We start from the raw sequence: 23,128 nt of genomic DNA on the forward strand, positions 1-23,128 counted from the left end.
CTCTCCTATCGTACCGACATCCCTGGCATCCGCCGGTAAAGGTTCCATGTCAGAGGAGCTTTGTCTTGCCAATGCCCGACTGGTTCTGAACGACACGGTGGTGACGGGGTGCCTCACGATCAGGGACGGCGTGATCGATACCATCTCGGAAGGCGACACGGTTGCCGATGGCGCAATCGACTGCGATGGCGATCTTGTCATTCCAGGACTCGTGGAACTGCACACCGACAATCTGGAGCGCCATATCGAACCACGTCCGAAAGTGGATTGGCCCCACCTGCCCGCGATTCTCGCCCATGATGCGGAACTGGCCTCGACCGGGATCACAACGGTGTTCGACGCGCTGCGCGTCGGTTCGATCCACGGCGGCCAGATGCGATATGCGCCCTATGCGCGCACCCTCGCGAACGAACTTCTGGCCGCGCGCGCCGCGGGCCATCTCAGGGTCAGCCACTTTCTGCACCTGCGTGCCGAGATCTGTTCGGAAACGCTGCTCGAAGAGCTGGCGGAGTTCGGCCCCGAGGACCGCGTCGGCATCCTCAGCCTGATGGATCACACGCCGGGCCAGCGGCAATTCCGCGATCTGGCGGCGCTCAAGACCTACCTGTCGAAAAAGCGCGGTTTTGACGACGCCGAATTTGCCGAGCATGTGGAGAACCTGAAGGCGCTGCAAGATGCCAACGGCCAAAAGCATCAGGCCGGGGCGGTCGCCGCATCGCGACGGCTGGGCGCGGTTCTGGCGAGCCATGACGATACCACGGCGGATCAGGTGGCGGTGTCGCGCACGCAAGGCGTCGCCTTTGCCGAATTTCCCACCACCCACGAGGCGGCTGCCGCCTGCCGCGCGCATGCCGTCGCGGTGATGATGGGGGCGCCCAACATCATCCGGAACAGGTCGCATTCCGGCAACGTCGCCGCCCTGGAACTGGCCGAGGCGGGATTGCTCGACATCGTCTCGTCCGACTATGTCCCGTCGGCTCTGCTTCTGTCCGCGTTCCGGCTGGCCGAGGTCTGGCAGGATCTGCCACGCGCGATTGCCTGCGTCACCCGCAACCCGGCGCGCGCTGCAGGCCTCACCGATCGCGGCGATCTGATGCCGGGGCAACGCGGTGACGTGCTGCGCGTGGGCATGGCCGGAACCACACCGATGGTGCGTGCGGTCTGGTGTCGCGGGCAGCGGATCGGCTGAGGCCGGGGGTCAGGACCAGGGCCCTCTGGGGCCGGCGGGCCTGCGCACCTTCGGCACACGGCTTTGGGCCACCGCAGGTTCGGGCGCGCGCCGTGTCTGGCCCGCCATCGCCCGCAGTGCCGCGATGCGGTTCTCGGTCGCAGGATGGGTGGTGAACAGGTTGTCGCGCTTGTGCGCATGCAACGGGTTGATGATGAACATATGCGCCGTCGCCGGGTTGCGTTCGGCGGCGTCATTGTCGATCCGCGCCGCACCCATCGCGATCTTTTCCAGCGCCGAGGCCAGCCAGAGCGGATGCCCGCAGATTTCGGCCCCCGCCTTGTCGGCGGCATATTCCCGCGTCCGGCTGATTGCCATCTGCACCAGGGTCGCGGCAAGCGGCGCGAGAATCATCATCAAGAGCGTACCCAAAAGGCCCAGCCGCTCGCGCGAGCCGCCAAAGAACAGGGCGAAATTGGCCAGCATCGAGATCGCCCCGGCAAATGTCGCCGTAACGGTCATGATCGCGGTATCGTGGTTGCGGATATGGGCCAGTTCATGCGCGATCACCCCGGCCAGTTCCTCGCGGCTCAGGCTGCGCAGAAGTCCGGATGTCACCGCCACCGCCGCGTTGGCAGGATTGCGGCCGGTGGCAAAGGCATTGGGTTGCGGTGTGTCGATCAGATAGACGCTGGGTTCCGGAAGGCCGGCGTTCCGGGCCAGTTCGGCGGTCAGCGCATGAAGACCCATCGGGTCCCCCGGCGCCACCGGTTGCGCACCATGCATCCGCAGGACCATGCGGTCCGAGTTCCACCACGTAAAGACATTCATCGCGGCCGCAACGACCAGTGCGATCATCGCACCGCCCCAGCCACCGATCAGATACCCGACGCCCATGAAGAGCGCGGTCATCGCCGCCATCAACATCGCGGTCTTTACATAGCCCATTGCCGTCTCCGGAACCTCATTCATTTCCAACGCATGAGATATGGGGAGGCTTGCGCAATGTGCAAGCAGGGGCGGCACGCCGTTCCCCGGGCATCTGAAAGAACACGCCCGGCATAGACGACAGACCCCGAGGCAGTTATCAGGCGGCCAGCCCCCTGGCACCCATTTCAAGATATTTTTTCCGGCGATCCGCGATCAGCGTCGCCCTGTCCTTGTCGCCAAGTTCACCGAGCATCGCGGCAATGTTCTTTTCGACCGCGGCAATCGCCGCTGTCTTGTCGCGATGTGCGCCGCCCTTGGGCTCGGGGATGATCCGGTCGATCACGCCCAGTTTCTTGAGGTCGGGCGCCGTCAGGCGCAACGCTTCGGCGGCCTCGCGCATCTTTTCCGAGTTCTTCCACAGGATCGAGGCACAGCCTTCGGGCGAGATCACCGAATATACCGAGTATTCGAGCATCGCGATCCGGTTCGCCGTGGCAAAGGCAACCGCCCCGCCCGAACCGCCTTCGCCGATGATCACGCTGACCAGAGGGACGCCGATTTGCAGGCAGGCTTCGGTGGACCGGGCAATCGCCTCGGATTGTCCACGTTCTTCCGCGCCCTTGCCCGGATAGGCGCCGGTCGTGTCCACCAGCGTCACCACCGGCAGGTTGAACCGGTCGGCGAGCTGCATCAGGCGCACGGCCTTGCGATAGCCCTCGGGGCGCGCCATGCCGAAATTATGCTCGATCCGCGATTTGGTGTCGCTGCCCTTCTCGTGTCCGATCACCATCACCGGCCGGTCGTGAAACCGGGCAAGACCGCCCATCACCGCAAGGTCATCGGCAAAATTCCGATCACCCGCCAGCGGCGTGAACTCGGTGAACAGGGCCTTGACGTAATCCTTGCAATGGGGCCGTCCCGGGTGGCGGGCCACCTGGCACCGGCGCCAGGGCGTCAGGTCGGAATAGAGATCGTCAAGCAGCTTGGCCGCCTTCTGGTCCAGCGCCGTCGCCTCGTCCGCAACATCCATCTCTTCATTCGCGCGCGCCAGCGCACGCAGCTCTTCGGCCTTGCCTTCGATTTCGGCGAGGGGTTTTTCGAAATCCAGATACTGGGTCATAGTCGCGCTCCCGTGATTGATGCGTATATGACCAAAGGCGCGGGGGTTTGCAATTGCCGGAGATCACGGTTGCCGCGTTGCGGCGTTCAAACCGGTGAATTTGCGCGTCACGACCTGCCCCTGCCCCCGGTCAGGGCCAGAGCACGGGATAGAGCGAGGCCACGAGCAGTACGGCCATGGTCCAGTTGAACGCGACGAGGCGGGTTCGGTTGGTGAGAATATGCGCCAGTTGCTGGCCCAGCAGCGTCCAGCTGCCCACGGAAGGCAGGTTGATCGTGCCAAAGACCAGCCCCACCAGCACGACCGAGCCAAAGCTCTGCGTCGGGGTATAGGCGCTGATCGCGGTCAGCGCCATGGCCCAGGCCTTGGGGTTGACCCATTGAAACGCCGCCGCCTGAAGAAAGGTCATGGGCCGGCCCACCTCCGCAGTTTCATCGGTAGGTGCGGCGGTGGCAATCTTGTAGGCAAGAAACAGCAGGTAAACCACGCTGATCCCCTTGAGCAGGTCATACGCCACCGGAAACGCCTCAAACAGCCCGATCAGCCCCGCGCCCAGCAACAGGATCATCACCACGAACCCCAGCCCGACGCCCAGCATATGCGGGATGGTGCGACGAAAGCCGAAGTTCGCACCCGATGTCATCAGCATCAGGTTGTTCGGCCCCGGTGTGATCGACGAGACGAAGGCAAAGAGCGCGAGCGCCAGAAAAAGGTCAATATCCATGACTATTTCCATACAGCAAAACGATACGCCGGTGTTATTCGGTTTTGTGCGGCACCGCATCACGCAACCAGATGAATCCGCCCAGGCCGATTGACTTGCCTGTGCATTTCATCACGGTTTCACGTGTCCGCGAGTTCAGGGGAATTCTTGCCAACCCTTTGCCTGTGGACTTTCAATGCCCCGCTTGCCAAGCTATGATGCCGCAAAAATGGCGGTTTGCGCCAAAGCAGTATGACCGGAAAACCGGCCGGGGCGCATGAAACGCCTGTTTGCAGGCAAGGAATTTGGCATGAACCGAATGAAACCTGGCCTCGGGCCATCCTTTCGTTTGACCGGGGCAGTCCTGATCGCGGCGGCACTCTCGGCCTGCGGTGATGACGGTCTGTGGCTGAAGAGCGCCGGTTCCGAGACCGAAAACACCGTGACCAGAACCGACACAAAGGGCGCTCAGCGCGATATCGAAGCCCCCGAGGTGTTTGACATCTCCGAAGCCGGCCTGTGGGATGGTCGCCCTTCGCTCGGTGGCATCTGGGTGGCGCATCCGGATGTGACCGATCCGCATCGCGTCATCATCCGCAACACGTCGAACGACACCTCGGTTGTCGGCGCGTTGTTCCGGCGGGAGCGCGATATACCCGGCCCGCGCATCCAGGCGTCGTCAGACGCGGCCGAGGCCCTGGCCATGTTGCCCGGCGCACCGGTCAATCTGCATGTCACCGCGCTGCTGCGCGAGCCCGTTGCCGAAGAGGCCGAGGCCGAAACCCCACAAACAGAGGCGCAGGACAGCCATGCGACCGGACGTGTCGACGACGACATCGTTGCCGGTGCAGTCACCGCCGTCGAGCCGGATGCGCCCGCGCCCAAGGAAAGGAAATTCCGTTGGCCCTGGTCCAGATCCCGGAATGACGACGCAGCGACCGACAGCGTGATTACCCCGCTCGACGCGCCCGCCGATGTTCTCGAAACGCCGCTGGAACCGACGGAAGACTCCGCCGCCCTGCCGGATCGCGACCGCAACGGCATATCTGCCCCCGCCGGGCACCGGTCCGCGCAACTCCGGCTCGCGCAAACCAAGCCCTCCATCACCTGAGCAGGGAGACTTCCCCGTGAAACGTCTTATCAAATCCGTCCTGGCCGTTGCGGTGCTGCTGACGCAGCCGATTGCAGCACATGCCTTTGATACCTCCGCCGCCGCCTATGTTCTGGACCAGACCACAGGCACCGTTCTGTTGTCGAAAAACGCGGACGAACCGCTGCCGCCCGCCTCGATGTCCAAGCTGATGACGCTCTATGTCGCGTTCGAAGCCATCCGCGACGGGCGGCTGACCCTGGACGAACGCCTGCCGGTCTCCAGCCACGCGATGAGCTACAAGGGTTCGACCATGTTCCTGGACACCAATGACAGGGTGCGCGTCGAGGACCTGTTGCGGGGCATCATCGTGCTGTCAGGCAACGATGCCTGCGCCGTCATTGCCGAAGCCCTCAGCCCTGACGGCACCGAGCCGGGATTTGCCCGTTACATGACCGAGCGTGCGCGTCAGATCGGCATGACCAATTCGACCTTTACCAATTCGAACGGCTGGCCCCAGGCCGGGCATCGCATGTCGGTGCATGACCTCGCGGTTCTGGCCAACCGGCTTATCAGCGACTTCCCCGAGTTCTACCCGCTTTTCGCCGAACGTGAATTTGCCTTTGACGGCCGCGCCCCGTCAAACATCCGCAACCGCAACCCGTTGCTGACCCTCGACATCGGCGCGGACGGGCTCAAGACCGGACACACGCAAGAGGCGGGATACGGACTTGTCGGCTCGGCCAAACAGGGCGACCGCCGGGTGATTTTCGTGATTTCCGGTCTCGACACCGAAGCCCGCCGCGCAGAGGAGGCCGAAGCCATTGTTAACTGGTCGTTTCGCCAATTTGCCGAAAAAACCATCGCAAGAACGGGAACGCCGGTCACGCAAGCCGAGGTCTGGATGGGCGGACAGCCCACGGTAGACCTGGTTCCCGCCGAAGACATGACAATCCTCTTGCCGGTTCTTGGCAGCGGCAACCTGAATGCCGAAGTGGTGTATAACGGCCCCATCAAGGCACCGATCGCCCAAGGCCAGGAACTTGCCGAACTGGTGATTTCGCCCGAGGGATTGCCGGAAACCCGCCTGCCCCTGGTGGCAGGACATGCGGTGGGCAATGGCGGCTTCATCGTGCGGGTCAGGACCGCGGCGCAATACCTGATCACTCAGTTCCTCAATGGCCCCCAGACGGAGGCAATGTGACCGGCCGGCAGGCCGGGAACGGCGTCTTTCTGACTTTCGAAGGTATTGACGGGTCGGGCAAATCGACACAGGCACGGTTGCTGGCCGAGCGGTTGCGCGACGATGGGCACGACGTGGTGCTGACCCGCGAGCCGGGCGGGTCCACCGGTGCCGAAGAAATTCGCCGCCTGGTGCTCGAAGGCGATCCCGACCGCTGGTCGGCTGAAACCGAGATCCTGCTGTTCACCGCCGCCCGCCGCGATCACATGGAGCGTACGATCCTGCCCGCTCTCGCGCAGGGCAGGATCGTGATCTGCGATCGGTTTGCCGACAGCACCCGCATGTACCAGGGGCTGTCACGCGGCGACCTGCGCGGGCTTGTCGATACGCTGCACGACCTGATGATCGCGCGCGAACCGGACATGACCGTGCTGATCGACATGGACCCCGAGACCGGGCTGCGCCGCGCCCGGGACCGTCAGGGCAGCGAAGAGCGGTTCGAGGATTTCGGACCCGAATTGCAACACAGGATGCGCGCGGGCTTCCTCGGACTGGCCACGGAATTTGCCGAACGTTTCCGCGTCGTTGACGGCAACCGGCCCATTGAAAGCGTGGCCCGCGATGTCGTTGCCGCGACCAGGGCGCTGCTGACATGACCGACAGTCCACCTCCGCCCGATCAGGTTCCGGGCGCTCCACACCCCAGGGAATGCCCCCGCCTCATCGGTCAGGATACAGCACAGGCCACATTTCTCGACGCTTTCGCCGCCGGTCGGCTGCATCATGGCTGGCTTCTGACCGGACCGCGCGGAATCGGCAAGGCAACGCTGGCCTGGCGGATTGCGCGCTTCCTGTTGGCAACGCCGGACGTGAACAGCGGCGGATTGTTCGATGCGCCGCCACCGCCCGACACGCTTGATATCGACCCCGAGCATCCCGTTGCCCGACGGATCCTCGCAGGTGCCGATCCGGGCCTCGCCGCGATCACGCGCAGTATCAACGAAAAGACCGACCGCATGCGCAGCGAGATCGTTGTGGACGATATCCGCAAGCTCAACCGTTTTTTCGGCCTGTCCGCGGCAGATGGCGGGCGGCGTGTGGTCATCGTCGATACTGCCGACGAGATGAACGTATCGGCCGCCAATGCCCTGCTCAAGATGCTCGAAGAGCCACCCGCCCGCACCACGCTGCTGCTGATTTCGCATCAACCTTCGGCGCTGCTTCCGACCATCCGATCGCGATGCCGGACACTGCGGCTTGCCCCCCTCGGCCCGCCCGACATGCAAGTGGCGCTGGCTCAGGCAGGGGCGGACATCCCCGCCGGCTCGGATCAGGCTACACGCCTCGCGGCACTGGCCTCCGGGTCCGTGGGCGAAGCGCTTCGGATCGTCACGCATGACGGCCTCGGGCTTTATGCCGAACTCTTCGTGATTCTCGATTCGCTGCCCAGGCTCGATCGCCAACGGGCGCTGGCGCTTGCGGACCTCGCGGCACAACGCGGCGCGGGCGAGCGGTTCGAACTCCTGCTGACGCTGATCGACACGGCGCTTGCGCGGCTCGCCCGCACCGGAGCCACCGGGACGGCCCCCTTGCCCGAGGCTGCCCCCAACGAGGCCGCCATCCTGACCCGGCTTTCGCAGGATAACCGAAAAGCCCGCGCCTGGGCCGGGATTGCGACCACGATCACCCAGCGCGCGCGACATGGTCAGGCGGTCAACCTTGACCCTGCCGCGCTTGTCCTAGATACGGTTTTCAAGATGCAGGAAACCGCCGCGGGCTAGGCCCGGACCAAGGGCCATGACAGACACACCCCAGATTACCGACAGCCATTGCCACCTCGATTTCCCCGATTTCGACGGACAGCTTGACGAGATAATCGCCAGAGCCGGTGCTGCCGGTGTCACACGCATGGTGACCATCTGCACGAAGCTGGCCAATGAACCGGCGGTGCGGGCCATTGCCGAGGCCCATGCGCCGGTCTTCTACGCCGCCGGCACCCACCCGATGAGCGCGGCAGACGTCCCGCTGGTGAGCGTCGACGACCTCGTGGCGCTGGCGGATCATCCCAAATTCGTCGGCATCGGCGAAACCGGACTCGATTATCACTACACCGCCGACAGCGCCCGGATTCAGCAAGAGAGCCTGCGCGTTCACATCGCCGCCGCGCGTGACACCGGACTGCCCCTGATCATCCACGCCCGCGCAGCCGATGAAGACATGGCGCGCATCCTGACAGAGGAATACGCAAACGGCGCCTTCACCTGCGTGATGCATTGCTTTTCGTCGTCGGCGGCGCTTGCTCGCGCAGCACTCGATCTCGGGTTCTACCTGTCGATGTCGGGCATTGCCGCCTTCCCCAAGAGCCAGGAGTTGCGCGACATCTTCGCCGCCGCCCCGCTCGACCGGATACTGGTGGAAACCGATTCGCCCTATCTGGCACCGCCGCCGCATCGGGGCAAACGAAACGAGCCGGCCTATACCGCGCAGACCGCCCGGAAAGGCGCCGAGGTTTTCGGGCTCGACTACGCCGAATTCGCCGCCCGGACACAACAGAATTTTGATCGCCTGTTTACCAGGGTCGCGCGCTACGAGGCCGCTGCCTGATGGCTGATATCCGGTACACCATCCTCGGCTGCGGATCGTCCGGCGGCGTGCCCCGCCTTGGCGGACATTGGGGTGATTGCGATCCCACCAATCCGAAAAACCGCCGCCGCCGCTGTTCGCTGCTGGTCGAGAGGGACGGGCCCGGCGGCACCACCGCTGTGCTGATCGACACCTCGCCCGACCTGCGCGGCCAACTCCTCGACAGCGGCACCGGGCGCCTTGACGGAGTCGTCTACACCCATGCGCACGCCGATCACGTCCACGGGATCGACGACCTTCGCATGATCGTCTTCAACATGCGCACGCGCCTGCCGGTCTGGGCCGATGGCGATACCCAGAACGCCCTGCTCTCGCGGTTCGGCTATGCGTTCGTGCAACCCGAAGGCTCGCCCTACCCGCCGATCCTCGACATGAAAACCATCGACGGCGCGTTCCGGATCGACGGGCCGGGTGGACCCATCCCCTTCCTACCCTTCCGCGTCGGGCATGGTTCGATCGATTCTCTGGGCTTCCGCATCGGCAACGTCGCCTATCTGCCCGATGTCGCAACCGTCTACGATGACGCATGGCCCGCGCTCGAAGATCTCGATTGCTGGATCGTCGATGCGCTGCGGCGTGCGCCTCATCCCACCCATACGCATCTCGAACAGTCGCTCGGCTGGATCGAACGTGTCGGTGCCAGGCAGGCGGTGCTGACCAACATGCATATCGACATGGATTACGACACCGTGATGGCCGAAACCCCCGACAATGTCATCGCCGCCCATGACGGCCTGACCCTGCGCTTCCCGCTGTGAGCATCCAGCCCTTCATCTTTGTCCAAATACTCCCGCCGGAGGCTCCCCTCCTTCACCGCGGCCACGGCACTCGCTGATGTTCCAGACACTGATCACCGTCATCCTGCCCGTTTTCCTTGTCATCGGCTCCGGCTACCTGACAACGCGGTATCGCTACTTTTCGCTCGACCAGATGGAAGCGCTGATGCGCTTTGCACAGGCGTTTGCAATTCCCTGCCTGCTGTTTCGTGCCATCGCCACGCTGGATCTCTCCAGGGGGCTCGACATAGGCCTGCTGATCAGCTTCTACAGCGGCGCCCTGATCTGCTTCCTGCTCGGCATTTACGGTGCCCGCTTCCTCTTCGGCCGCGACTGGGAAGACTGCATCGCCATCGGCTTCTGCTGCCTGTTCTCGAACTCCGTTCTCCTGGGGCTGCCGATTACCGAACGGGCCTATGGTGCGGACAGCCTCGCCGGAAACTATGCCATTATCGCCTTTCACGCGCCGTTCTGTTACGGGCTTGGCATCACCGCGATGGAGATCGTCTCAAATCGCGGGGGCCGCGGTATCGATACCGCGCGCGCGACGCTAAGAGCGATGTTCAAAAACGTGCTGATTCTCGGGATCGCGCTCGGCTTCCTGTTCAATCTCAGCGGTCTCACCATCCCCGAGGTCGCGGACGATGCCCTGTCGATCATCACCCGTGCCGCCCTGCCCTGCGCCCTCTTCGCGCTTGGCGGATTGCTGGTGCAATACCGCCCCGAAGGCGACCTGCGCACCATCGCCTATGTCTGCGTCATCGCCCTGATGATGCATCCCGCGCTGGTCTGGCTGTTCGGCCGGGCGTTCTCGCTGCCGCAGGACATGTTTCGCTCGGGCGTTCTGAACGCGGCGATGGCACCGGGGGTCAATGCCTATATCTTCGCCAGCATGTATGGCCGCGCCAAACGGGTCGCGGCCTCCTCGGTGCTGATCGCGACCGGCACATCCCTGTTCAGCATCTGGATGTGGCTGACACTGCTGGGCTGAGATCACCGGCACATGACACCGCGACCAGCCGTCACCTTCGCCCTTCCCCATTGCCCGCCAACTTGCCATAATACGCAAAACAACAACAGAGCAGCGGTATGAACGATCTCCTGACGCCCTCGGGCCCCTCCGATTACGATGCCTCCTCGATCGAAGTGCTCGAAGGCCTGGAACCGGTGCGCAAACGTCCCGGCATGTATATCGGCGGCACCGACGAGCGGGCGCTGCATCACCTCGTGGCAGAGGTGCTCGACAACTCCATGGACGAGGCCGTGGCCGGGCACGCCAACCGTATCGAGGTCGAACTGCACGAGGATTACGCCGTCACCATCCGCGACAACGGCCGTGGCATTCCGATCGACCCGCACCCGAAATTCCCCGGAAAATCCGCTTTGGAGGTCATCCTCTGCACCCTGCATGCGGGCGGCAAATTCTCGGGCAAGGCTTATGAAACCTCGGGCGGTCTGCACGGGGTCGGTGCCTCGGTGGTAAACGCGTTGTCGGATTCCATGGTGGTGCAGGTCGCCCGCAACAAGGAACTCTACGAACAGCGCTTCTCGCGCGGCATTCCGCTCGGGCCCGTGGAAAAGGTCGGCGCCGCCCCCAATCGGCGCGGCACCACCGTCACTTTCCACGCCGACGAGGAAATCTTCGGCCACCACCGTTTCAAGCCCGCCCGCCTGTTCAAATCGATCCGCTCCAAGGCCTATCTTTTCTCGGGTGTCGAAATCCGCTGGAAATCCGCCATAGACGACGGCGAGACCCCGACCGAGGCGAGCTTCCATTTCCCCGGCGGCCTCTCCGACTACCTGACCGAAACGCTCGGCACGGCCAGCACCTATGCCGACAAACCGTTCTCCGGCACCGTCGACTTCAGGGAAAAATTCGACACTCCCGGCAAGGTCGAATGGGCGATCAACTGGACGCCCTCGCGCGATGGGTTCATCCAGTCCTACTGCAACACCGTCCCCACACCCGAGGGCGGCACCCATGTGGCGGGCTTCTGGGCCGCCATTCTCAAGGGAATCAAGGCCTATGGCGAGTTGGTCAGCAACAAGAAGGCCGGCCAGATCACCCGCGACGACTTGATCACCGGCGGCTGTGCGCTGGTGTCCTGTTTCATTCGCGAGCCTGAATTCGTCGGCCAGACCAAGGACCGTCTCGCCACGACCGAGGCGCAGCGGCTGGTGGAAAATTCGGTCCGTGACCATTTCGACAACTGGCTCGCCGCCGATACAAAATCCGCCGGGGCGATCCTCGACTTCCTCGTCCTGCGGGCCGAGGAACGTCTGCGCCGCAAACAGGAAAAGGAAACCGCCCGCAAATCCGCCACCAAGAAACTGCGCCTGCCGGGCAAGCTGACCGACTGTTCGTCAAACAGCCGCGAGGGCACGGAACTGTTCATCGTCGAGGGCGACAGCGCGGGCGGCTCGGCCAAGATGGCACGCGACCGCAAGACACAGGCGTTGCTGCCCCTGCGCGGCAAGATCCTCAACGTGCTCGGCGCGGCCAGTTCCAAACTGGGATCGAACGCCGAGATCAACGATCTGACGCAGGCGCTTGGTGTCGGGCTGGGCAGCAAGTTCAACGTGGACGACCTGCGCTATGACAAGGTCATCATCATGACCGACGCCGACGTGGACGGCGCGCATATCGCGTCGCTGCTGATGACCTTCTTCTTTACCCAGATGCGCCCGATGATCGACGCCGGGCACCTCTATCTCGCCTGCCCGCCGCTGTTCCGGCTCACGCAGGGGGCAAAACGTGTCTATTGCACCGACGAGACCGAGCGCGACGCCTGGCTGGAAAAGGGTCTGGGCGGCAAGGGCAAGATCGATGTCTCGCGCTTCAAGGGTCTTGGCGAAATGGACGCCAAGGACCTCAAGGAAACCACGATGGACCCGAACTCCCGCAAACTGATCCGTGTCACCATCGACGAAGACGAACCCGGAGAAACCGGCGATCTGGTGGAACGGCTGATGGGCAAGAAGCCCGAGATGCGATTCCAGTATATCCAGGAGAACGCGCGGTTCGTGGAGGAGTTGGATGTTTGAAGTGGGGTTATCGATGTTTCATCGCAACTCTCGGCATAGCCCGTAGGCTTTCGATTTTTGATCGCACATCCGCATCAAATTTAATGCTCTCTATTGAATGAATGCACTTTAACCCGGCACCCAGCACTTTCCCGCTGACATCAGCACCAAATCTTGATTGTAGTTCAGCAATATATCTTGGCTCGGGAATATTATAGTTGTTGGGTGTCTTGTTTACACACTGATAAACCGCGTGCGCAGCTAAGTCTGCGTACTTCAGCAGAGGCTCTTCGTGCTTTGCTCTTTCAACAAACCCGAAGGGATTGAAACACTGAATATTCTTCGCTTCGGCATGCTGCGGATCGTCCTTTATTTTCCCGACATATCGCCGAAGCGCATCGAAATCATGATTGCGTCCTTCGAAGACTACATCAGGATCACTATCGAAAAGCCCTTTTCCTCTGAGATATCCGCCTACTCTTTCAAGCAGATATTGGGTGCATTTGTTATAGAACTTATGCGGTTTCCAAGAAATCTCTTCAGCATAGGCTTCCAGTGTGGCCTTTTTTGAGACCACCGCAAAGAATCGGAGGTTCAGCTCAACTGATTTTCTGGAAAAATAGACAGTTTGCGAGTGGTTTAAATCTGTTGCGTGTTTCCAATGCCTGCCAAAAGTATCTTCAAGTTCTTTAAGCATTTTTTTTGCCAAAATCTGCGTGGCCTCTGGCATCACACATGCGGCGAGAACGAAGTATGGTGACGCTCCGTTCCCCGTGCCTTGGCGTACTTTTTTCAAACCGGTATCGCCGCTCTCATCAATGAAAACTGTGCATCGCATATTGAAGATACAACATATGCAGTTTCTTCAGTGCAAGACAATTTCGATAGGTCTTACTTCGCATTAACCACGCCCCAAACTAATGCAGTTCAGCCGCCCCTTCGATCCTGCAACAGTGCGCCGGGTCTCTGGCGCGGCTTTCTCGCGAGGCAGCGACAGCAAACACAAACTGCAATCTTGCGTCCGGCGTTTTGCGACGTAAACTCCGCCGGATGAATTTTGTTCTGGATCATCAGCTTGCCCTGCGCTTTGCCTGCTTTGTCCTGGGCTGTGTCAGCACGTCCGCAATCGATTATGCGCCTGCGGGATCGCGGGCGTGGAAGCTGGCCGACCTGCTCTGGGTGGTGCTGGGTGCGGTAACCGCCGTTCTCGCCGGGTTTTGCACGTCCGACAGGTCCCGGCTCGACCGGCAGATCGGGATCGCCTATGCGCTGACCGATGCGTTCGACCGCAACGCCGCGCCGTTCCGGCTTGGAAAACCCATGGCCGGGCTCAGATGATCCGCACCCGCGTCCTTCCCTCTCTCTTCGCGGTCACGCTGCTGACAACCGGGGCGCGCGCCGAACCGGTGGATTGGGCCAATGTCGACGGGTGGGATGTGGCCTATTACCCCGGCTCCAAGGGCTGTCAGGCCTTCACGCTGTTTGACGAGGAAACCGCGTTCTTCATCGGCTTTGACGGCAAGGGCGGCAATCCGGCGCTGGATGTCACGCTGCTCAACTCCGCGTGGGACATGATCGAGCATGGCGAGGAATATCCCGTGCGCCTGCGGTTCGGAGATCAGGCGGCATGGACGCTGAACATGGATGGGGTGGTGCTGAACGGATATCCGGGATTTCACATCCTGATCGATGCCGATACCCCCTCGGCCCGCCAATTCACCCGGGAATTCAAGCGCGAGCGCGTCATGTTGTGGCGGCGCGCGGGCCAGACGCTCGGGACCTTCTCGCTCTCCGGGTCGAACAACGCCTTCACCGCGGTGCGCGAATGCCATGAATTTCACCGCAAGGCGCGCGACGCCCGCTCCGCCGCGTCACGGGAACGCAGCCCCCAAACCAACGACCCGTTTGCATCCTGACCCCGTTGCATCGGGACCAATGTGTAATGGACGTTCGATGCGCGTCTCGCGATATTTTGGGCCGGAGGTTCCGCATGAAGCAAAAGATCGTCACGCTCGCGCTCTGCGCCACGCTCGCCCCGGGCGGCACCGGCACCGCCTGGTCGCAGGAGCGCTGCAATGCCGACGCGATGCTGGTTTTCGATGCCTCAGGATCGATGGCAGAGATGGGTTACAACGGGATAGACATGCCGCGTATCGTCGACGCGCGCGCTGCGCTGCACAAGGCGCTGCCCGACATCACACCTTTTCGCAATGTCGGGCTGATCACCTACGGGCCGGGCGCCGATGAACAGGCCTGTAGCCATGTCGCCCTGCGCCTGTCCCCGGTGCCGGATGCCTCGGCGCGGATCCTCGCCGAGATCGACGCGATCGAACCGGACGGCAACACCGCGCTCAGCCGCGCCGTGGCCGAGGCCGCCCGCGTTCTTGGCGCGCCGGAACGTCCCGGGGTCGTGGTTGTGGTCAGCGACGGCAAAGAGACGTGCGGCGGTGCCCCGTGCCAACTGGCCGCGGAACTGGCAAGGAGCGCCCCGTCTCTCGTGGTGCATGTGATCGGGTTCAAGGTGCGGGGCAGCTTTTTCGGATGGGAGGGTGGCGACGGCAATCCCGATTTCGACGTCCCGTCCAGCCCCTCACGCTGTCTCGCGGATCGCACCGGCGGGCTGTATCTCTCGACCGAAACCGTCGATGAACTCGTGCAGGCGCTTCGACAGACGCTGAGCTGTCCGGTGATCAGCGATGCAGGCGCGCGGCGCACGCGCATATGAGCGCAGCGGTCAAAAGGCCTTGAAGGTCATGGTGGTCAGCGACCGTTCGATACCGGGTATGTCGAGCAAATGATCGTTGATGTATTTCCCGACATCTTCGCTCTCGGGAATATAGAGCTTCATCAGCAGGTCGTAGTCACCGCTCGTGGAATAAAGTTCAGAGTGGATTTCGCGCAGGGCGATTTCCTCGGCCACCTTGTAGGTGGTGCCGGGCTTGCAACGGATCTGGACGTAGACACAGGTAGACATGGGCGGGCCTTGCTTGATTGTGGAGACAGGCTGGCACGGGGTGCGAACAGGTGCAATCCCCCTCGGCAGTGCAGACTGGCGAAATAATTACCGGGCATCCGGCGTGGCGAAGTGGGATCGGGAAACCCCCTTTACGGATCGACATCACATTTGCCGGTGGGTCGAGTGCGTTTCATCGGAAACGACCTTTCGCACGCCGGCACACACAACATCGCCCCGTTTTCGGGGTCGGCGCAGGTCGGTGACGGCTTTACCTGCCCGGTCCAGCATCTATAAGGACCGGGCAACCGGCAGCGAGGACCAAGGATGCGCAACGCGACCGTAACCCGTAAAACGGCGGAAACCGATATCTCGGTGACTCTGGATCTGGACGGATCGGGAAGCTACGACAACCAGACGGGCGTCGGCTTTTTCGATCACATGCTGGACCAGCTTGCCCGGCACTCGCTCATCGACATGACGATACGGGCCAAGGGCGACCATCACATCGACGATCATCACACGGTCGAGGATGTCGGTATCGCACTGGGACAGGCCCTGACCGAAGCGCTTGGCGACAAGCGCGGGATCCGGCGCTATGGCGCCTGCCTGCTGCCGATGGATGATGCGCTTGTGCGCACCGCGCTGGACCTGTCCGCGCGCCCCTATCTGGTTTGGAACGTGGCCATGCCCACCGCCAAGATCGGCACTTTCGATACCGAACTCGTGCGCGAGTTCTTCCAGGCATTCTCGACGCATGGCGGCATCACGCTGCATGTCGATGCCCTGCACGGGTTGAACAGCCACCACATCGCCGAGGCGGCCTTCAAATCCGTCGCCCGCGCGCTGCGCGAAGCCGTCGAACCCGATCAGCGCAAAGCAGATGCCGTCCCGTCCACGAAGGGCACGCTGTGACGTCATGCTGACCGCCATCATCGATTATGAAAGCGGCAACCTGCATTCCGCCGAAAAGGCTTTTCAACGGATGGCCCGCGAAGTTGACGCCGGCACAGTCGTGGTCACGTCCGACGCGGATGAGGTTGCGCGCGCCGACCGCGTGGTGCTGCCCGGTGATGGGGCCTTTCCGGCCTGCGCCGCGGCATTGCGGGGGCATTCGGGGCTGTTTGACGCGCTGGTCGAAACGGTCGAGACCCGTGGCCGACCATTCCTCGGAATTTGCGTCGGCATGCAACTGATGGCCAGTTGGGGGCGCGAATACGAGGACACGCGGGGGCTCGGCTGGGTCGATGGCGAAGTCGTGCGGATCGCCCCCTCAGACCCGGCCCTCAAGGTTCCACATATGGGTTGGAACGATCTGATCATCGACACCGACCACCCGGTCTTTGATGGTGTGACAACGGGCGATCACGCCTATTTCGTCCATTCCTACCAGTTCGACGTTTCAAATCCCGACGATCGGCTGGCGCACGTGGAATATGGCGGCGACGTCACGGCGGTCATCGGCCGGAACACCATGCTGGGCATGCAGTTCCACCCGGAGAAAAGCCAGGCCACCGGTCTGCGGCTCATCTCGAACTTTCTGCGCTGGTCGCCCTGAGCGGCGGGATCAGTTGATCCGGCTCCAGGTCTGTTTCGAACAGATCAGACCACCGGCCACGCAGCCGCGCAGGGCCAGCGAGTTGCCGTTCAACTGCATCTTGCCGACATAGATCTTGTCGTTGGACGGTCGCCACACCTTGCCCGCATAGGAACCGTCGCCGCCCGGCACCATGTCGATCACCAGCGTCTTGCCGATATTCGGCGAGGCGTATTCGCCATCGCTGTTGAATGTCCGCGCGATGACACCGCAGATTGCGGCGCCGCACATGCTCATATCGACATAGGCATAGGAGCCGTCGTCCACCTCGGTTTTCCACGTGCCTTCGGCGGGATCGGCCAGCGCCATCCCGGCCAGACCAAGCGCGATCGTGACGCCCAGAAGCAGCTTCTTCATCGTGCAATCCTCCCATATGCGGATACTCTGCTCACCGCGCGCGAGTCTGGCAAGACTGACCTTGGGTCGCATTGCATTCCCGCGCTGCACCATGCCATATCGCGCCGACTCTCCAGTGAAAGGCCGCAACATGCTTCTCTATCCCGCCATTGACCTCAAGGACGGACAGGCCGTGCGGCTTGTGCGCGGTGAGATGGACAAGGCCACTGTATTCAATGACGATCCTGCGGCGCAGGCCCGCGCCTTTGTCGACGCCGGTTGCGAATGGCTGCACCTTGTCGATCTGAATGGCGCCTTTGCGGGCGAGCCGGTCAATGCCGCGCCGGTCGAAGCGATTCTCGCGGCCTGTGACGTGCCGGCGCAACTTGGCGGTGGTATCCGCGACATGGCAACGATCGAAAGCTGGATCGAAAAGGGTCTGGCGCGGGTGATCCTCGGCACCGTCGCGGTCGAGAATCCCGATCTCGTGCGCGAAGCGGCGCGGGTCTTTCCGGGCAAGGTGGCGGTCGGCATCGATGCGCGCAACGGCATGGTGGCAACCAAGGGCTGGGCAGAGGAAACCGATATCGAGGTGACCGATCTCGCCAGATCCTTCGAAGATGCCGGTGTCGCCGCGATCATCTATACCGACATCAACCGTGACGGCGCGATGCAGGGGCCGAATATCGAGGCCACCGCCGCGCTCGCCCGCGCCGTTTCGATTCCGGTCATCGCCTCGGGCGGTGTCAGTTCGCTCGCGGATCTGATCGCTCTGCGGGATTGCGGCGCCAAGCTGAACGGTGCGATTTCCGGACGCGCGCTCTATGACGGAGCGCTGAACCTGCAGGACGCGCTGGCCGCGCTCAGAGACTGATGCTGTTTCCGTCGGTCGAAACAGTTCCGCTGCCTCCGGACAGTGCACTCTGGGCACTGCATCGCCCCGGCGACTTTATCGACGGTTATCGCGTGAAGGCTACCTATCCACCCCGCGCGGCGGCGCAAATCGCGATGAAATTTCCGCTCTGGGTCCGCGCCCTGCTTGCTCTGCGTCAGATCATCATGTGGCCGTTCGGCCTCAGAGGGGAAGGCTCCGGCAAGGACAGCATCGCGATCTTTCCGGTCTGCAAGGACACCGAACAGGAACTCGTGCTCGGCTTTGACGACAAGCACCTGGATTTCCGGATCAGCATCCTGTCGCGCGATGGCCATGTCCATTGCGCGACATGGGTGCATCGTCACAACTGGCTCGGGCGCGCCTATCTGGCGGCGGTCATGCCGTTTCACGTTTTCATAACGAAACACATGCTGGCGCGCGTCGCCAAACACGCCAGATCAGCGCACCGGTAAGCCGCTCATCACGATTCTGCCGCCTTGCCCGTCAGCTTGGCCAGCGCCCCCTGCATCATGCCGATGGCCGGCAGATTGTCGTCGATGGCCAGATCATCGAGCATATCCTCGGGATCCTCGTAGGCGAACCAGACCTGCCCGTCGGCATCCGCATAGGCCAGCACCTTGAGCGGCAGAAACAACCCGGCCAGCGGATCGGCCTGCATCACCGGCGTGCCCAGCTTGGGATTGCCAAAGATCAGCACCTGCGCATCGCCCAGTTCCATTTCGACCTTTCTTGCACCGGCGGCGTGATCGACGCGGGCAAAAACCGTTGCACCGGCCCCTTCGACGGCGGCCTGAAGCGCATCCATCGCCGCGTCCACGGTCTTGTCGGTCCTGACCTTCACCAGGTCATCGGCCATCGCCTGCCCCGCGCCAGACAGGGCCATCGCCGCCGCCAATATGGTGTTTCCTCGCATGTCGATCTCTCTCCTGTTGGGTTGTCCCGCGTGCATGTCTTCACGATACCGCGCGGGGGTCCAATCACATCTCTGGTATCGGCACGGCTTTGCCTTTAGGAGATGGACCAAAAGGACCGGACATGCTCAAGACCCGCATCATACCCTGTCTCGACGTCGCCGATGGCCGCGTGGTCAAGGGGGTCAACTTTGTCGATCTCGTCGATGCCGGCGATCCCGTCGAATCCGCCCGCGCCTATGATGCCGCCGGCGCCGACGAGCTGTGCTTTCTCGACATTCACGCGACCCACGAAAACCGCGGCACCATGTTCGACGTGGTCCGGCGCACCGCCGAGCAATGCTATATCCCGCTGACCGTGGGCGGTGGCGTGCGCACCCGTGAGGATGTGCGCGATCTCCTGCTGGCCGGGGCCGACAAGGTGAGCTTCAACTCTGCCGCCGTCGCCCGCCCCGACGTGGTCGCCGAGGCCGCCGACCAGTTTGGCAGCCAGTGTATCGTCGTGGCCATCGACGCCAAGACAGTCAGCCCCGGCAAGTGGGAAATCTTCACCCATGGCGGCCGCAAGCCGACCGGCATCGACGCAGTGCAGTTTGCCCGAACCGTAACCGCCAGGGGGGCGGGCGAAATCCTGTTGACCAGCATGGATCGCGACGGCACCCGCGCGGGCTTCAACCTTCCGCTGACCCGCGCCATTTCCGATGCGGTCGACATCCCGGTGATCGCCTCGGGCGGTGTCGGCACGCTCGATCACCTGGTCGAGGGCGTGACCAAAGGCGGCGCGAGTGCCGTGCTCGCCGCATCGATCTTTCACTTTGGCGATTACACCATCCGCGAGGCCAAGCAGCACATGGCAGACGCGGGCATCCCGATGAGGCTGACATGAGCGTTCTGACCGATCTCGCCGCCACGATCGCCGCACGCAAGGACGCGGATCCCGAAAGCAGCTGGACCGCCAGACTGTTGGCAAAGGGGCCGGAAAAATGCGCGGAGAAGTTCGGCGAAGAGGCAGTCGAGGCGATCATCGAAGCGGTCCGCGGCGATCGCGGCGCCTTGACCAAGGAGGCGGCGGATGTGCTTTTTCACCTGCTGGTCATGCTGCAGGCACGGGATGTGCCGCTGGACGATGTGCTGGCCGAACTGGCCCGCCGTCAGGGCACCAGCGGGATTGCGGAAAAGGCATCTAGAGCGTTTCGCGATTAACTTGAAACATCTCGCATCAACTAACGCGTTGAAATCTTTGATTTCAGGCAGCGTTAGGTGTTTCAGGTTTATCGCGAAATGCTATAGGCCGCGCCATTAGACCGGACAACGCATGAAAAAGGCCATTGCAGGTCTCCCTGCAATGGCCCTTTCGAAGTCAGGTTCTGACCTCTCGATCGGATCAGAAGCGGTAGGCCGCCTTGAAGTAGATCGAGTTCAGATCGACATCACCGCCGTTGGAACCGGCACCGTCGAACGTCTGGTACATGTATTCCGCACCAACGGTCCAGTTGTCACCCACGCGCCAGTCATAGCCGATACCGACCACATAGCTGTTGGAATCGAAATCAAGCACCGAATCCGGGCTGTCGAAATCCGCATAGGCGAAGCCGACGTTACCATAGAGCATGCCGTTACCCAGTTCGTAACCGGCCAGCAGCTTCAGGCGCGCAACGCCGTCGAGCGACGTGGTGGTGCCGGTGTCTGCGTCGGTCACCGAGATGTCGGTGAGGTCGTACTGGAATTCGGGACCCATGTACCAGCCATTGCCAAGCGACCAGAGGTAACCTGCGGTGATACCGCCGATGACATTGTCTTCGTCAAAATCGCTGATGGTGTTGGAATCGATGTTGAAATCGCTGAACGCGTATCCGAGTTGTCCACCAAGGTAGAAGCCTTCCCAGAACGGTGCTTCGACGACCGGGGCCGGAACCGTGATAACCGGATCTACCGGTGCGGGCGCCGTGTTGCCTGCAACCGCAACGCCTGCGGCGGTGGACATGAGCATAGCGAGTGCTGTTGTTCTAATCATTACTGTTGCTCCTTCGGAGTAGTTGTATTGTCTTTCAAACCGGACGCTTGTGATTGGTCTCTGCCGGCTCAGTACGCGTACATAGAAGCCATTTGGCGCCGTACAAGGCGTTTCAGAAAAAAGTTCGGCCGCATGAGCCAATCTTGGCTCACGGGTGTAACAACACCGGCAAAGTTCTGTCACGCAACGCTATTTCCGACACGATTGCGTGAACATGACTTGACGTTTTTACCCCCAAATCGCGAAATCAATCACGGTTTGCTGCACTCTGAATCATTGTCGTGAGCACCCATTTCGCACGCAACAGCGCATTTGGCGTCGCAAACTGAAATCTGCACCTTGATGCCACGCGATTCGCATCGGGGCGGCACCGGACAACCTCGTTAATCGACCATCCTGCGGGCACGTCCGGTTTGAATTCACGCTTCTCCGAAGGTCAGCGCCTTCACATCACGCCTCGGAAGACTATCGCTGCCATTGCGTGGAAGTTCTGGTCAAACGGCTTCGGCGCGCTGTTGACGTTTGGGGGTTATCGGTGGTGACCTTGCATATCTCTTTGGTCTTTCAACGCTTCGCCCATATATGGCTGCGGCCGTTGCCCAAGCTGCGACGGACTTACCCCCGACCTGAGCCAGATCGGCCAGATCGCTGTCTCGCCTTCGGCTGACGGACGATTGCGATCGTTACGCAAGCCCCAAGTACGGTCACACAAGTTTCCCGTGGAAGGCATCAACCTCATGGCCTTTACCCGCCAGATCCGCTGATCTCCACGGTCAAGGTCCGGCTATTCGTCAGGCAGACGCCCTTGCCAGGATGCGCAATCCCCATTTGTTCTGCATTGAAAGATCAATGTCCGCCCCCCAGTTATCTGCTCGCGCATCAGCGAATCCCGCATCATATCAAATTGGATTTCGTCCTTAAGCGTCAGTCCCTTAGCCAAAACTCTCGCGGTGCAATTGATGATGTCGAACGGGCTGCGTCAAACCGCGACAGGTCCATTGTACCTCGGCGGCCATTCGTTTAAATGATGACGCACCGGCCTCGTAGCACAACTGGATAGTGCAGCGGTCTTCTAAACCGCAGGTTCCGCGTTCGAGTCGCGGCGAGGTCGCCACCAATCAATACTCTGGTAACTGCATACCGACAAAATTGTTCGCTGTAACCACTCGGGTTCTGAGCGGTCGGAGACGTGGAAAAAGACTTTACGGAGCATTTCCGTACGTGCTGCGTGGACAATGCTGTCGCACAGCTCAGCGACTGACATGAAGTCGCAACGAGGCCCACCAAGACGGATCTGATAATTTCCTGTAAGCGATTGCAGAGCGGGAATACCCCGCAATCGCGCATAACGAACTCGATCAGCAGCCTGCTGCGTTGTTCGCCGCCATGCCTCCTGCGACGGCGCCGCCTGCGGTCAGGATGTCCTTGCCGCTGCCGCCGCCGAACTGGTTGCCAACGGCGCCGCCAAGCACAGCACCCGCAACTGTGGCCCCCGCGCATCCGATCTGCCTTTCCTGAGCCGGCGTCGTATCGCAAGCCTGCAACAGCCCCATCGTCGCAATGATTGCCAAAATACTGCTTTTTTTCATCGGTTTCACCACTATTATTGTATTGTTTCACGTCTAGCCTGTGCGTGAAATATATCCGCTTGCCGATTCCCGGTAAAGAGAGGTGCTACCCGACCGCCCCGCGACATCGGCATCTTCTCGCCGTTCATCACATCGCGCGACAGTGAAAAATCGTTCCACCAATCCGCTCTGTTCGGTCGGCTCTGGTGTACATGAGA

At 61.9% G+C, this 23,128-nt stretch carries 27 protein-coding genes and 1 tRNA gene; 19 read left to right on the top strand and 9 right to left on the bottom strand.

What is annotated here, in order from left to right:
* Positions 1–46: 46 nt before the first annotated feature.
* Complete coding sequence (locus tag AB9K34_RS18485; RefSeq protein ID WP_369955903.1) at positions 47–1,189, top strand: alpha-D-ribose 1-methylphosphonate 5-triphosphate diphosphatase; 1,143 nt, start codon at positions 47–49, stop codon at positions 1,187–1,189.
* 9 nt (positions 1,190–1,198) lie between these two features.
* Here the strand turns inward: AB9K34_RS18485 and htpX are convergent, their stop codons facing one another.
* The 3 genes from htpX to AB9K34_RS18500 all read right to left on the bottom strand — a co-directional run bounded on the left by htpX (position 1,199) and on the right by AB9K34_RS18500 (position 3,942).
* On the bottom strand, positions 1,199–2,116 hold the full coding sequence (htpX, locus tag AB9K34_RS18490; protein ID WP_369955904.1) for a zinc metalloprotease HtpX: 918 nt from the start codon (positions 2,114–2,116) through the stop codon (positions 1,199–1,201).
* Between the two features lie 139 nt (positions 2,117–2,255).
* Positions 2,256–3,218, bottom strand: coding sequence for an acetyl-CoA carboxylase carboxyltransferase subunit alpha (locus AB9K34_RS18495; RefSeq protein WP_369955905.1), 963 nt, complete (start codon positions 3,216–3,218; stop codon positions 2,256–2,258).
* Positions 3,219–3,348: 130 nt separating this feature from the next.
* Positions 3,349–3,942: a LysE family translocator gene (locus AB9K34_RS18500; RefSeq protein ID WP_369955906.1), complete on the bottom strand. Its 594-nt coding sequence runs from the start codon at positions 3,940–3,942 to the stop codon at positions 3,349–3,351.
* 289 nt (positions 3,943–4,231) lie between these two features.
* Between AB9K34_RS18500 and AB9K34_RS18505 the strand changes: the two genes are divergently transcribed.
* The 8 genes from AB9K34_RS18505 to parE all read left to right on the top strand — a co-directional run bounded on the left by AB9K34_RS18505 (position 4,232) and on the right by parE (position 12,657).
* Entirely contained in the window at positions 4,232–5,032 is an 801-nt protein-coding gene (locus tag AB9K34_RS18505; protein ID WP_369955907.1) for a hypothetical protein, read from the top strand.
* A gap of 16 nt (positions 5,033–5,048) precedes the next feature.
* Positions 5,049–6,215, top strand: a complete 1,167-nt coding sequence (locus AB9K34_RS18510) for a D-alanyl-D-alanine carboxypeptidase family protein (protein ID WP_369955908.1) — start codon at positions 5,049–5,051, stop codon at positions 6,213–6,215.
* A complete protein-coding gene (gene tmk, locus AB9K34_RS18515; protein WP_369955909.1) occupies positions 6,212–6,850 on the top strand; it encodes a dTMP kinase in 639 nt (212 codons plus the stop codon). Before AB9K34_RS18510 ends, tmk begins: the two co-directional genes overlap by 4 nt.
* Complete coding sequence (locus AB9K34_RS18520; RefSeq protein WP_369955910.1) at positions 6,847–7,974, top strand: DNA polymerase III subunit delta'; 1,128 nt, start codon at positions 6,847–6,849, stop codon at positions 7,972–7,974. The genes tmk and AB9K34_RS18520 overlap by 4 nt, the downstream gene beginning before the upstream one ends.
* A gap of 16 nt (positions 7,975–7,990) precedes the next feature.
* The gene (locus AB9K34_RS18525; protein WP_369955911.1) at positions 7,991–8,797 is read left to right on the top strand and encodes a TatD family hydrolase; all 807 of its coding nucleotides are present in this window, start codon (positions 7,991–7,993) and stop codon (positions 8,795–8,797) included.
* Positions 8,797–9,594, top strand: a complete 798-nt coding sequence (locus tag AB9K34_RS18530) for an MBL fold metallo-hydrolase (protein WP_369955912.1) — start codon at positions 8,797–8,799, stop codon at positions 9,592–9,594. Before AB9K34_RS18525 ends, AB9K34_RS18530 begins: the two co-directional genes overlap by 1 nt.
* A 76-nt stretch (positions 9,595–9,670) precedes the next feature.
* Positions 9,671–10,603: an AEC family transporter gene (locus AB9K34_RS18535; RefSeq protein WP_369955913.1), complete on the top strand. Its 933-nt coding sequence runs from the start codon at positions 9,671–9,673 to the stop codon at positions 10,601–10,603.
* 98 nt (positions 10,604–10,701) lie between these two features.
* Positions 10,702–12,657, top strand: coding sequence for a DNA topoisomerase IV subunit B (gene parE / locus AB9K34_RS18540; RefSeq protein WP_369955914.1), 1,956 nt, complete (start codon positions 10,702–10,704; stop codon positions 12,655–12,657).
* Positions 12,658–12,664: 7 nt separating this feature from the next.
* On the opposite strand, the gene AB9K34_RS18545 is transcribed toward parE, so the two are convergent.
* Positions 12,665–13,474 carry a DUF3800 domain-containing protein gene (locus tag AB9K34_RS18545; protein ID WP_369955915.1) on the bottom strand — a complete coding sequence of 270 codons (810 nt, stop codon included), beginning with the start codon at positions 13,472–13,474 and terminating at the stop codon, positions 12,665–12,667.
* A 212-nt stretch (positions 13,475–13,686) separates the two neighbouring features.
* On the opposite strand from AB9K34_RS18545, the gene AB9K34_RS18550 reads away from it, so the two are divergent.
* From AB9K34_RS18550 to AB9K34_RS18560, 3 genes are all read left to right on the top strand, one after another.
* Positions 13,687–13,974, top strand: a complete 288-nt coding sequence (locus tag AB9K34_RS18550; RefSeq protein ID WP_369955916.1) for a hypothetical protein — start codon at positions 13,687–13,689, stop codon at positions 13,972–13,974.
* Entirely contained in the window at positions 13,971–14,552 is a 582-nt protein-coding gene (locus AB9K34_RS18555; RefSeq protein WP_369955917.1) for a hypothetical protein, read from the top strand. The genes AB9K34_RS18550 and AB9K34_RS18555 overlap by 4 nt, the downstream gene beginning before the upstream one ends.
* Before the next feature lie 74 nt (positions 14,553–14,626).
* Positions 14,627–15,361, top strand: coding sequence for a VWA domain-containing protein (locus tag AB9K34_RS18560; protein WP_369955918.1), 735 nt, complete (start codon positions 14,627–14,629; stop codon positions 15,359–15,361).
* A gap of 9 nt (positions 15,362–15,370) precedes the next feature.
* Here AB9K34_RS18560 and AB9K34_RS18565 read toward each other — a convergent pair whose 3' ends face one another.
* Positions 15,371–15,610, bottom strand: coding sequence for an Lrp/AsnC family transcriptional regulator (locus AB9K34_RS18565; RefSeq protein ID WP_369955919.1), 240 nt, complete (start codon positions 15,608–15,610; stop codon positions 15,371–15,373).
* Between the two features lie 306 nt (positions 15,611–15,916).
* Between AB9K34_RS18565 and hisB the strand changes: the two genes are divergently transcribed.
* Together hisB and hisH are read left to right on the top strand one after the other, a co-directional pair.
* Positions 15,917–16,504 (top strand): imidazoleglycerol-phosphate dehydratase HisB, encoded by a 588-nt coding sequence (hisB, locus tag AB9K34_RS18570; protein WP_369955920.1) that lies wholly within the window; start codon positions 15,917–15,919, stop codon positions 16,502–16,504.
* Between the two features lie 4 nt (positions 16,505–16,508).
* Positions 16,509–17,147, top strand: a complete 639-nt coding sequence (hisH, locus tag AB9K34_RS18575; RefSeq protein ID WP_369955921.1) for an imidazole glycerol phosphate synthase subunit HisH — start codon at positions 16,509–16,511, stop codon at positions 17,145–17,147.
* Positions 17,148–17,156: 9 nt separating this feature from the next.
* On the opposite strand, the gene AB9K34_RS18580 is transcribed toward hisH, so the two are convergent.
* Positions 17,157–17,543 carry a DUF2147 domain-containing protein gene (locus tag AB9K34_RS18580; RefSeq protein ID WP_369955922.1) on the bottom strand — a complete coding sequence of 129 codons (387 nt, stop codon included), beginning with the start codon at positions 17,541–17,543 and terminating at the stop codon, positions 17,157–17,159.
* Positions 17,544–17,673: 130 nt separating this feature from the next.
* On the opposite strand from AB9K34_RS18580, the gene hisA reads away from it, so the two are divergent.
* Positions 17,674–18,396, top strand: coding sequence for a 1-(5-phosphoribosyl)-5-[(5-phosphoribosylamino)methylideneamino]imidazole-4-carboxamide isomerase (gene hisA, locus AB9K34_RS18585; RefSeq protein ID WP_369955923.1), 723 nt, complete (start codon positions 17,674–17,676; stop codon positions 18,394–18,396).
* Complete coding sequence (locus tag AB9K34_RS18590; RefSeq protein ID WP_369955924.1) at positions 18,396–18,869, top strand: DUF2867 domain-containing protein; 474 nt, start codon at positions 18,396–18,398, stop codon at positions 18,867–18,869. The genes hisA and AB9K34_RS18590 overlap by 1 nt, the downstream gene beginning before the upstream one ends.
* Before the next feature lie 8 nt (positions 18,870–18,877).
* On the opposite strand, the gene AB9K34_RS18595 is transcribed toward AB9K34_RS18590, so the two are convergent.
* Positions 18,878–19,330, bottom strand: coding sequence for a DUF302 domain-containing protein (locus tag AB9K34_RS18595; RefSeq protein ID WP_369955925.1), 453 nt, complete (start codon positions 19,328–19,330; stop codon positions 18,878–18,880).
* Between the two features lie 122 nt (positions 19,331–19,452).
* Here AB9K34_RS18595 and hisF point away from each other — a divergent pair, with 122 nt between their 5' ends.
* Together hisF and AB9K34_RS18605 are read left to right on the top strand one after the other, a co-directional pair.
* Positions 19,453–20,214, top strand: coding sequence for an imidazole glycerol phosphate synthase subunit HisF (hisF, locus tag AB9K34_RS18600; RefSeq protein ID WP_369955926.1), 762 nt, complete (start codon positions 19,453–19,455; stop codon positions 20,212–20,214).
* Positions 20,211–20,531, top strand: a complete 321-nt coding sequence (locus tag AB9K34_RS18605; RefSeq protein WP_369955927.1) for a phosphoribosyl-ATP diphosphatase — start codon at positions 20,211–20,213, stop codon at positions 20,529–20,531. Before hisF ends, AB9K34_RS18605 begins: the two co-directional genes overlap by 4 nt.
* A 181-nt stretch (positions 20,532–20,712) precedes the next feature.
* Here the strand turns inward: AB9K34_RS18605 and AB9K34_RS18610 are convergent, their stop codons facing one another.
* Positions 20,713–21,342 carry an outer membrane protein gene (locus AB9K34_RS18610; protein WP_369955928.1) on the bottom strand — a complete coding sequence of 210 codons (630 nt, stop codon included), beginning with the start codon at positions 21,340–21,342 and terminating at the stop codon, positions 20,713–20,715.
* Between the two features lie 1,037 nt (positions 21,343–22,379).
* Between AB9K34_RS18610 and AB9K34_RS18615 the strand changes: the two genes are divergently transcribed.
* Positions 22,380–22,456, top strand: a tRNA-Arg gene (locus AB9K34_RS18615).
* A gap of 244 nt (positions 22,457–22,700) precedes the next feature.
* Here the strand turns inward: AB9K34_RS18615 and AB9K34_RS18620 are convergent.
* Positions 22,701–22,931, bottom strand: coding sequence for a glycine zipper 2TM domain-containing protein (locus tag AB9K34_RS18620; RefSeq protein WP_369956009.1), 231 nt, complete (start codon positions 22,929–22,931; stop codon positions 22,701–22,703).
* Positions 22,932–23,128: the final 197 nt, after the last annotated feature.

The sequence above is a fragment of the Sedimentitalea sp. XS_ASV28 genome (genome assembly GCF_041224545.1).
Taxonomy (GTDB): Bacteria; Pseudomonadota; Alphaproteobacteria; order Rhodobacterales; family Rhodobacteraceae; genus Sedimentitalea.

Coding starts and splice junctions, on each gene's coding strand:
- AB9K34_RS18485 (WP_369955903.1), top strand. CDS start 47: ATGTCAGAGGAGCTTTGTCTTGCCAATGCCCGACTGGTTCTGAACGAC.
- htpX (WP_369955904.1), bottom strand. CDS start 2,116: ATGGGCTATGTAAAGACCGCGATGTTGATGGCGGCGATGACCGCGCTC.
- AB9K34_RS18495 (WP_369955905.1), bottom strand. CDS start 3,218: ATGACCCAGTATCTGGATTTCGAAAAACCCCTCGCCGAAATCGAAGGC.
- AB9K34_RS18500 (WP_369955906.1), bottom strand. CDS start 3,942: ATGGATATTGACCTTTTTCTGGCGCTCGCGCTCTTTGCCTTCGTCTCG.
- AB9K34_RS18505 (WP_369955907.1), top strand. CDS start 4,232: ATGAACCGAATGAAACCTGGCCTCGGGCCATCCTTTCGTTTGACCGGG.
- AB9K34_RS18520 (WP_369955910.1), top strand. CDS start 6,847: ATGACCGACAGTCCACCTCCGCCCGATCAGGTTCCGGGCGCTCCACAC.
- AB9K34_RS18525 (WP_369955911.1), top strand. CDS start 7,991: ATGACAGACACACCCCAGATTACCGACAGCCATTGCCACCTCGATTTC.
- AB9K34_RS18530 (WP_369955912.1), top strand. CDS start 8,797: ATGGCTGATATCCGGTACACCATCCTCGGCTGCGGATCGTCCGGCGGC.
- AB9K34_RS18535 (WP_369955913.1), top strand. CDS start 9,671: ATGTTCCAGACACTGATCACCGTCATCCTGCCCGTTTTCCTTGTCATC.
- parE (WP_369955914.1), top strand. CDS start 10,702: ATGAACGATCTCCTGACGCCCTCGGGCCCCTCCGATTACGATGCCTCC.
- AB9K34_RS18545 (WP_369955915.1), bottom strand. CDS start 13,474: ATGCGATGCACAGTTTTCATTGATGAGAGCGGCGATACCGGTTTGAAA.
- AB9K34_RS18550 (WP_369955916.1), top strand. CDS start 13,687: ATGAATTTTGTTCTGGATCATCAGCTTGCCCTGCGCTTTGCCTGCTTT.
- AB9K34_RS18555 (WP_369955917.1), top strand. CDS start 13,971: ATGATCCGCACCCGCGTCCTTCCCTCTCTCTTCGCGGTCACGCTGCTG.
- AB9K34_RS18560 (WP_369955918.1), top strand. CDS start 14,627: ATGAAGCAAAAGATCGTCACGCTCGCGCTCTGCGCCACGCTCGCCCCG.
- AB9K34_RS18565 (WP_369955919.1), bottom strand. CDS start 15,610: ATGTCTACCTGTGTCTACGTCCAGATCCGTTGCAAGCCCGGCACCACC.
- hisB (WP_369955920.1), top strand. CDS start 15,917: ATGCGCAACGCGACCGTAACCCGTAAAACGGCGGAAACCGATATCTCG.
- hisH (WP_369955921.1), top strand. CDS start 16,509: ATGCTGACCGCCATCATCGATTATGAAAGCGGCAACCTGCATTCCGCC.
- AB9K34_RS18580 (WP_369955922.1), bottom strand. CDS start 17,543: ATGAAGAAGCTGCTTCTGGGCGTCACGATCGCGCTTGGTCTGGCCGGG.
- hisA (WP_369955923.1), top strand. CDS start 17,674: ATGCTTCTCTATCCCGCCATTGACCTCAAGGACGGACAGGCCGTGCGG.
- AB9K34_RS18590 (WP_369955924.1), top strand. CDS start 18,396: ATGCTGTTTCCGTCGGTCGAAACAGTTCCGCTGCCTCCGGACAGTGCA.
- AB9K34_RS18595 (WP_369955925.1), bottom strand. CDS start 19,330: ATGCGAGGAAACACCATATTGGCGGCGGCGATGGCCCTGTCTGGCGCG.
- hisF (WP_369955926.1), top strand. CDS start 19,453: ATGCTCAAGACCCGCATCATACCCTGTCTCGACGTCGCCGATGGCCGC.
- AB9K34_RS18605 (WP_369955927.1), top strand. CDS start 20,211: ATGAGCGTTCTGACCGATCTCGCCGCCACGATCGCCGCACGCAAGGAC.
- AB9K34_RS18610 (WP_369955928.1), bottom strand. CDS start 21,342: ATGATTAGAACAACAGCACTCGCTATGCTCATGTCCACCGCCGCAGGC.
- AB9K34_RS18620 (WP_369956009.1), bottom strand. CDS start 22,931: ATGAAAAAAAGCAGTATTTTGGCAATCATTGCGACGATGGGGCTGTTG.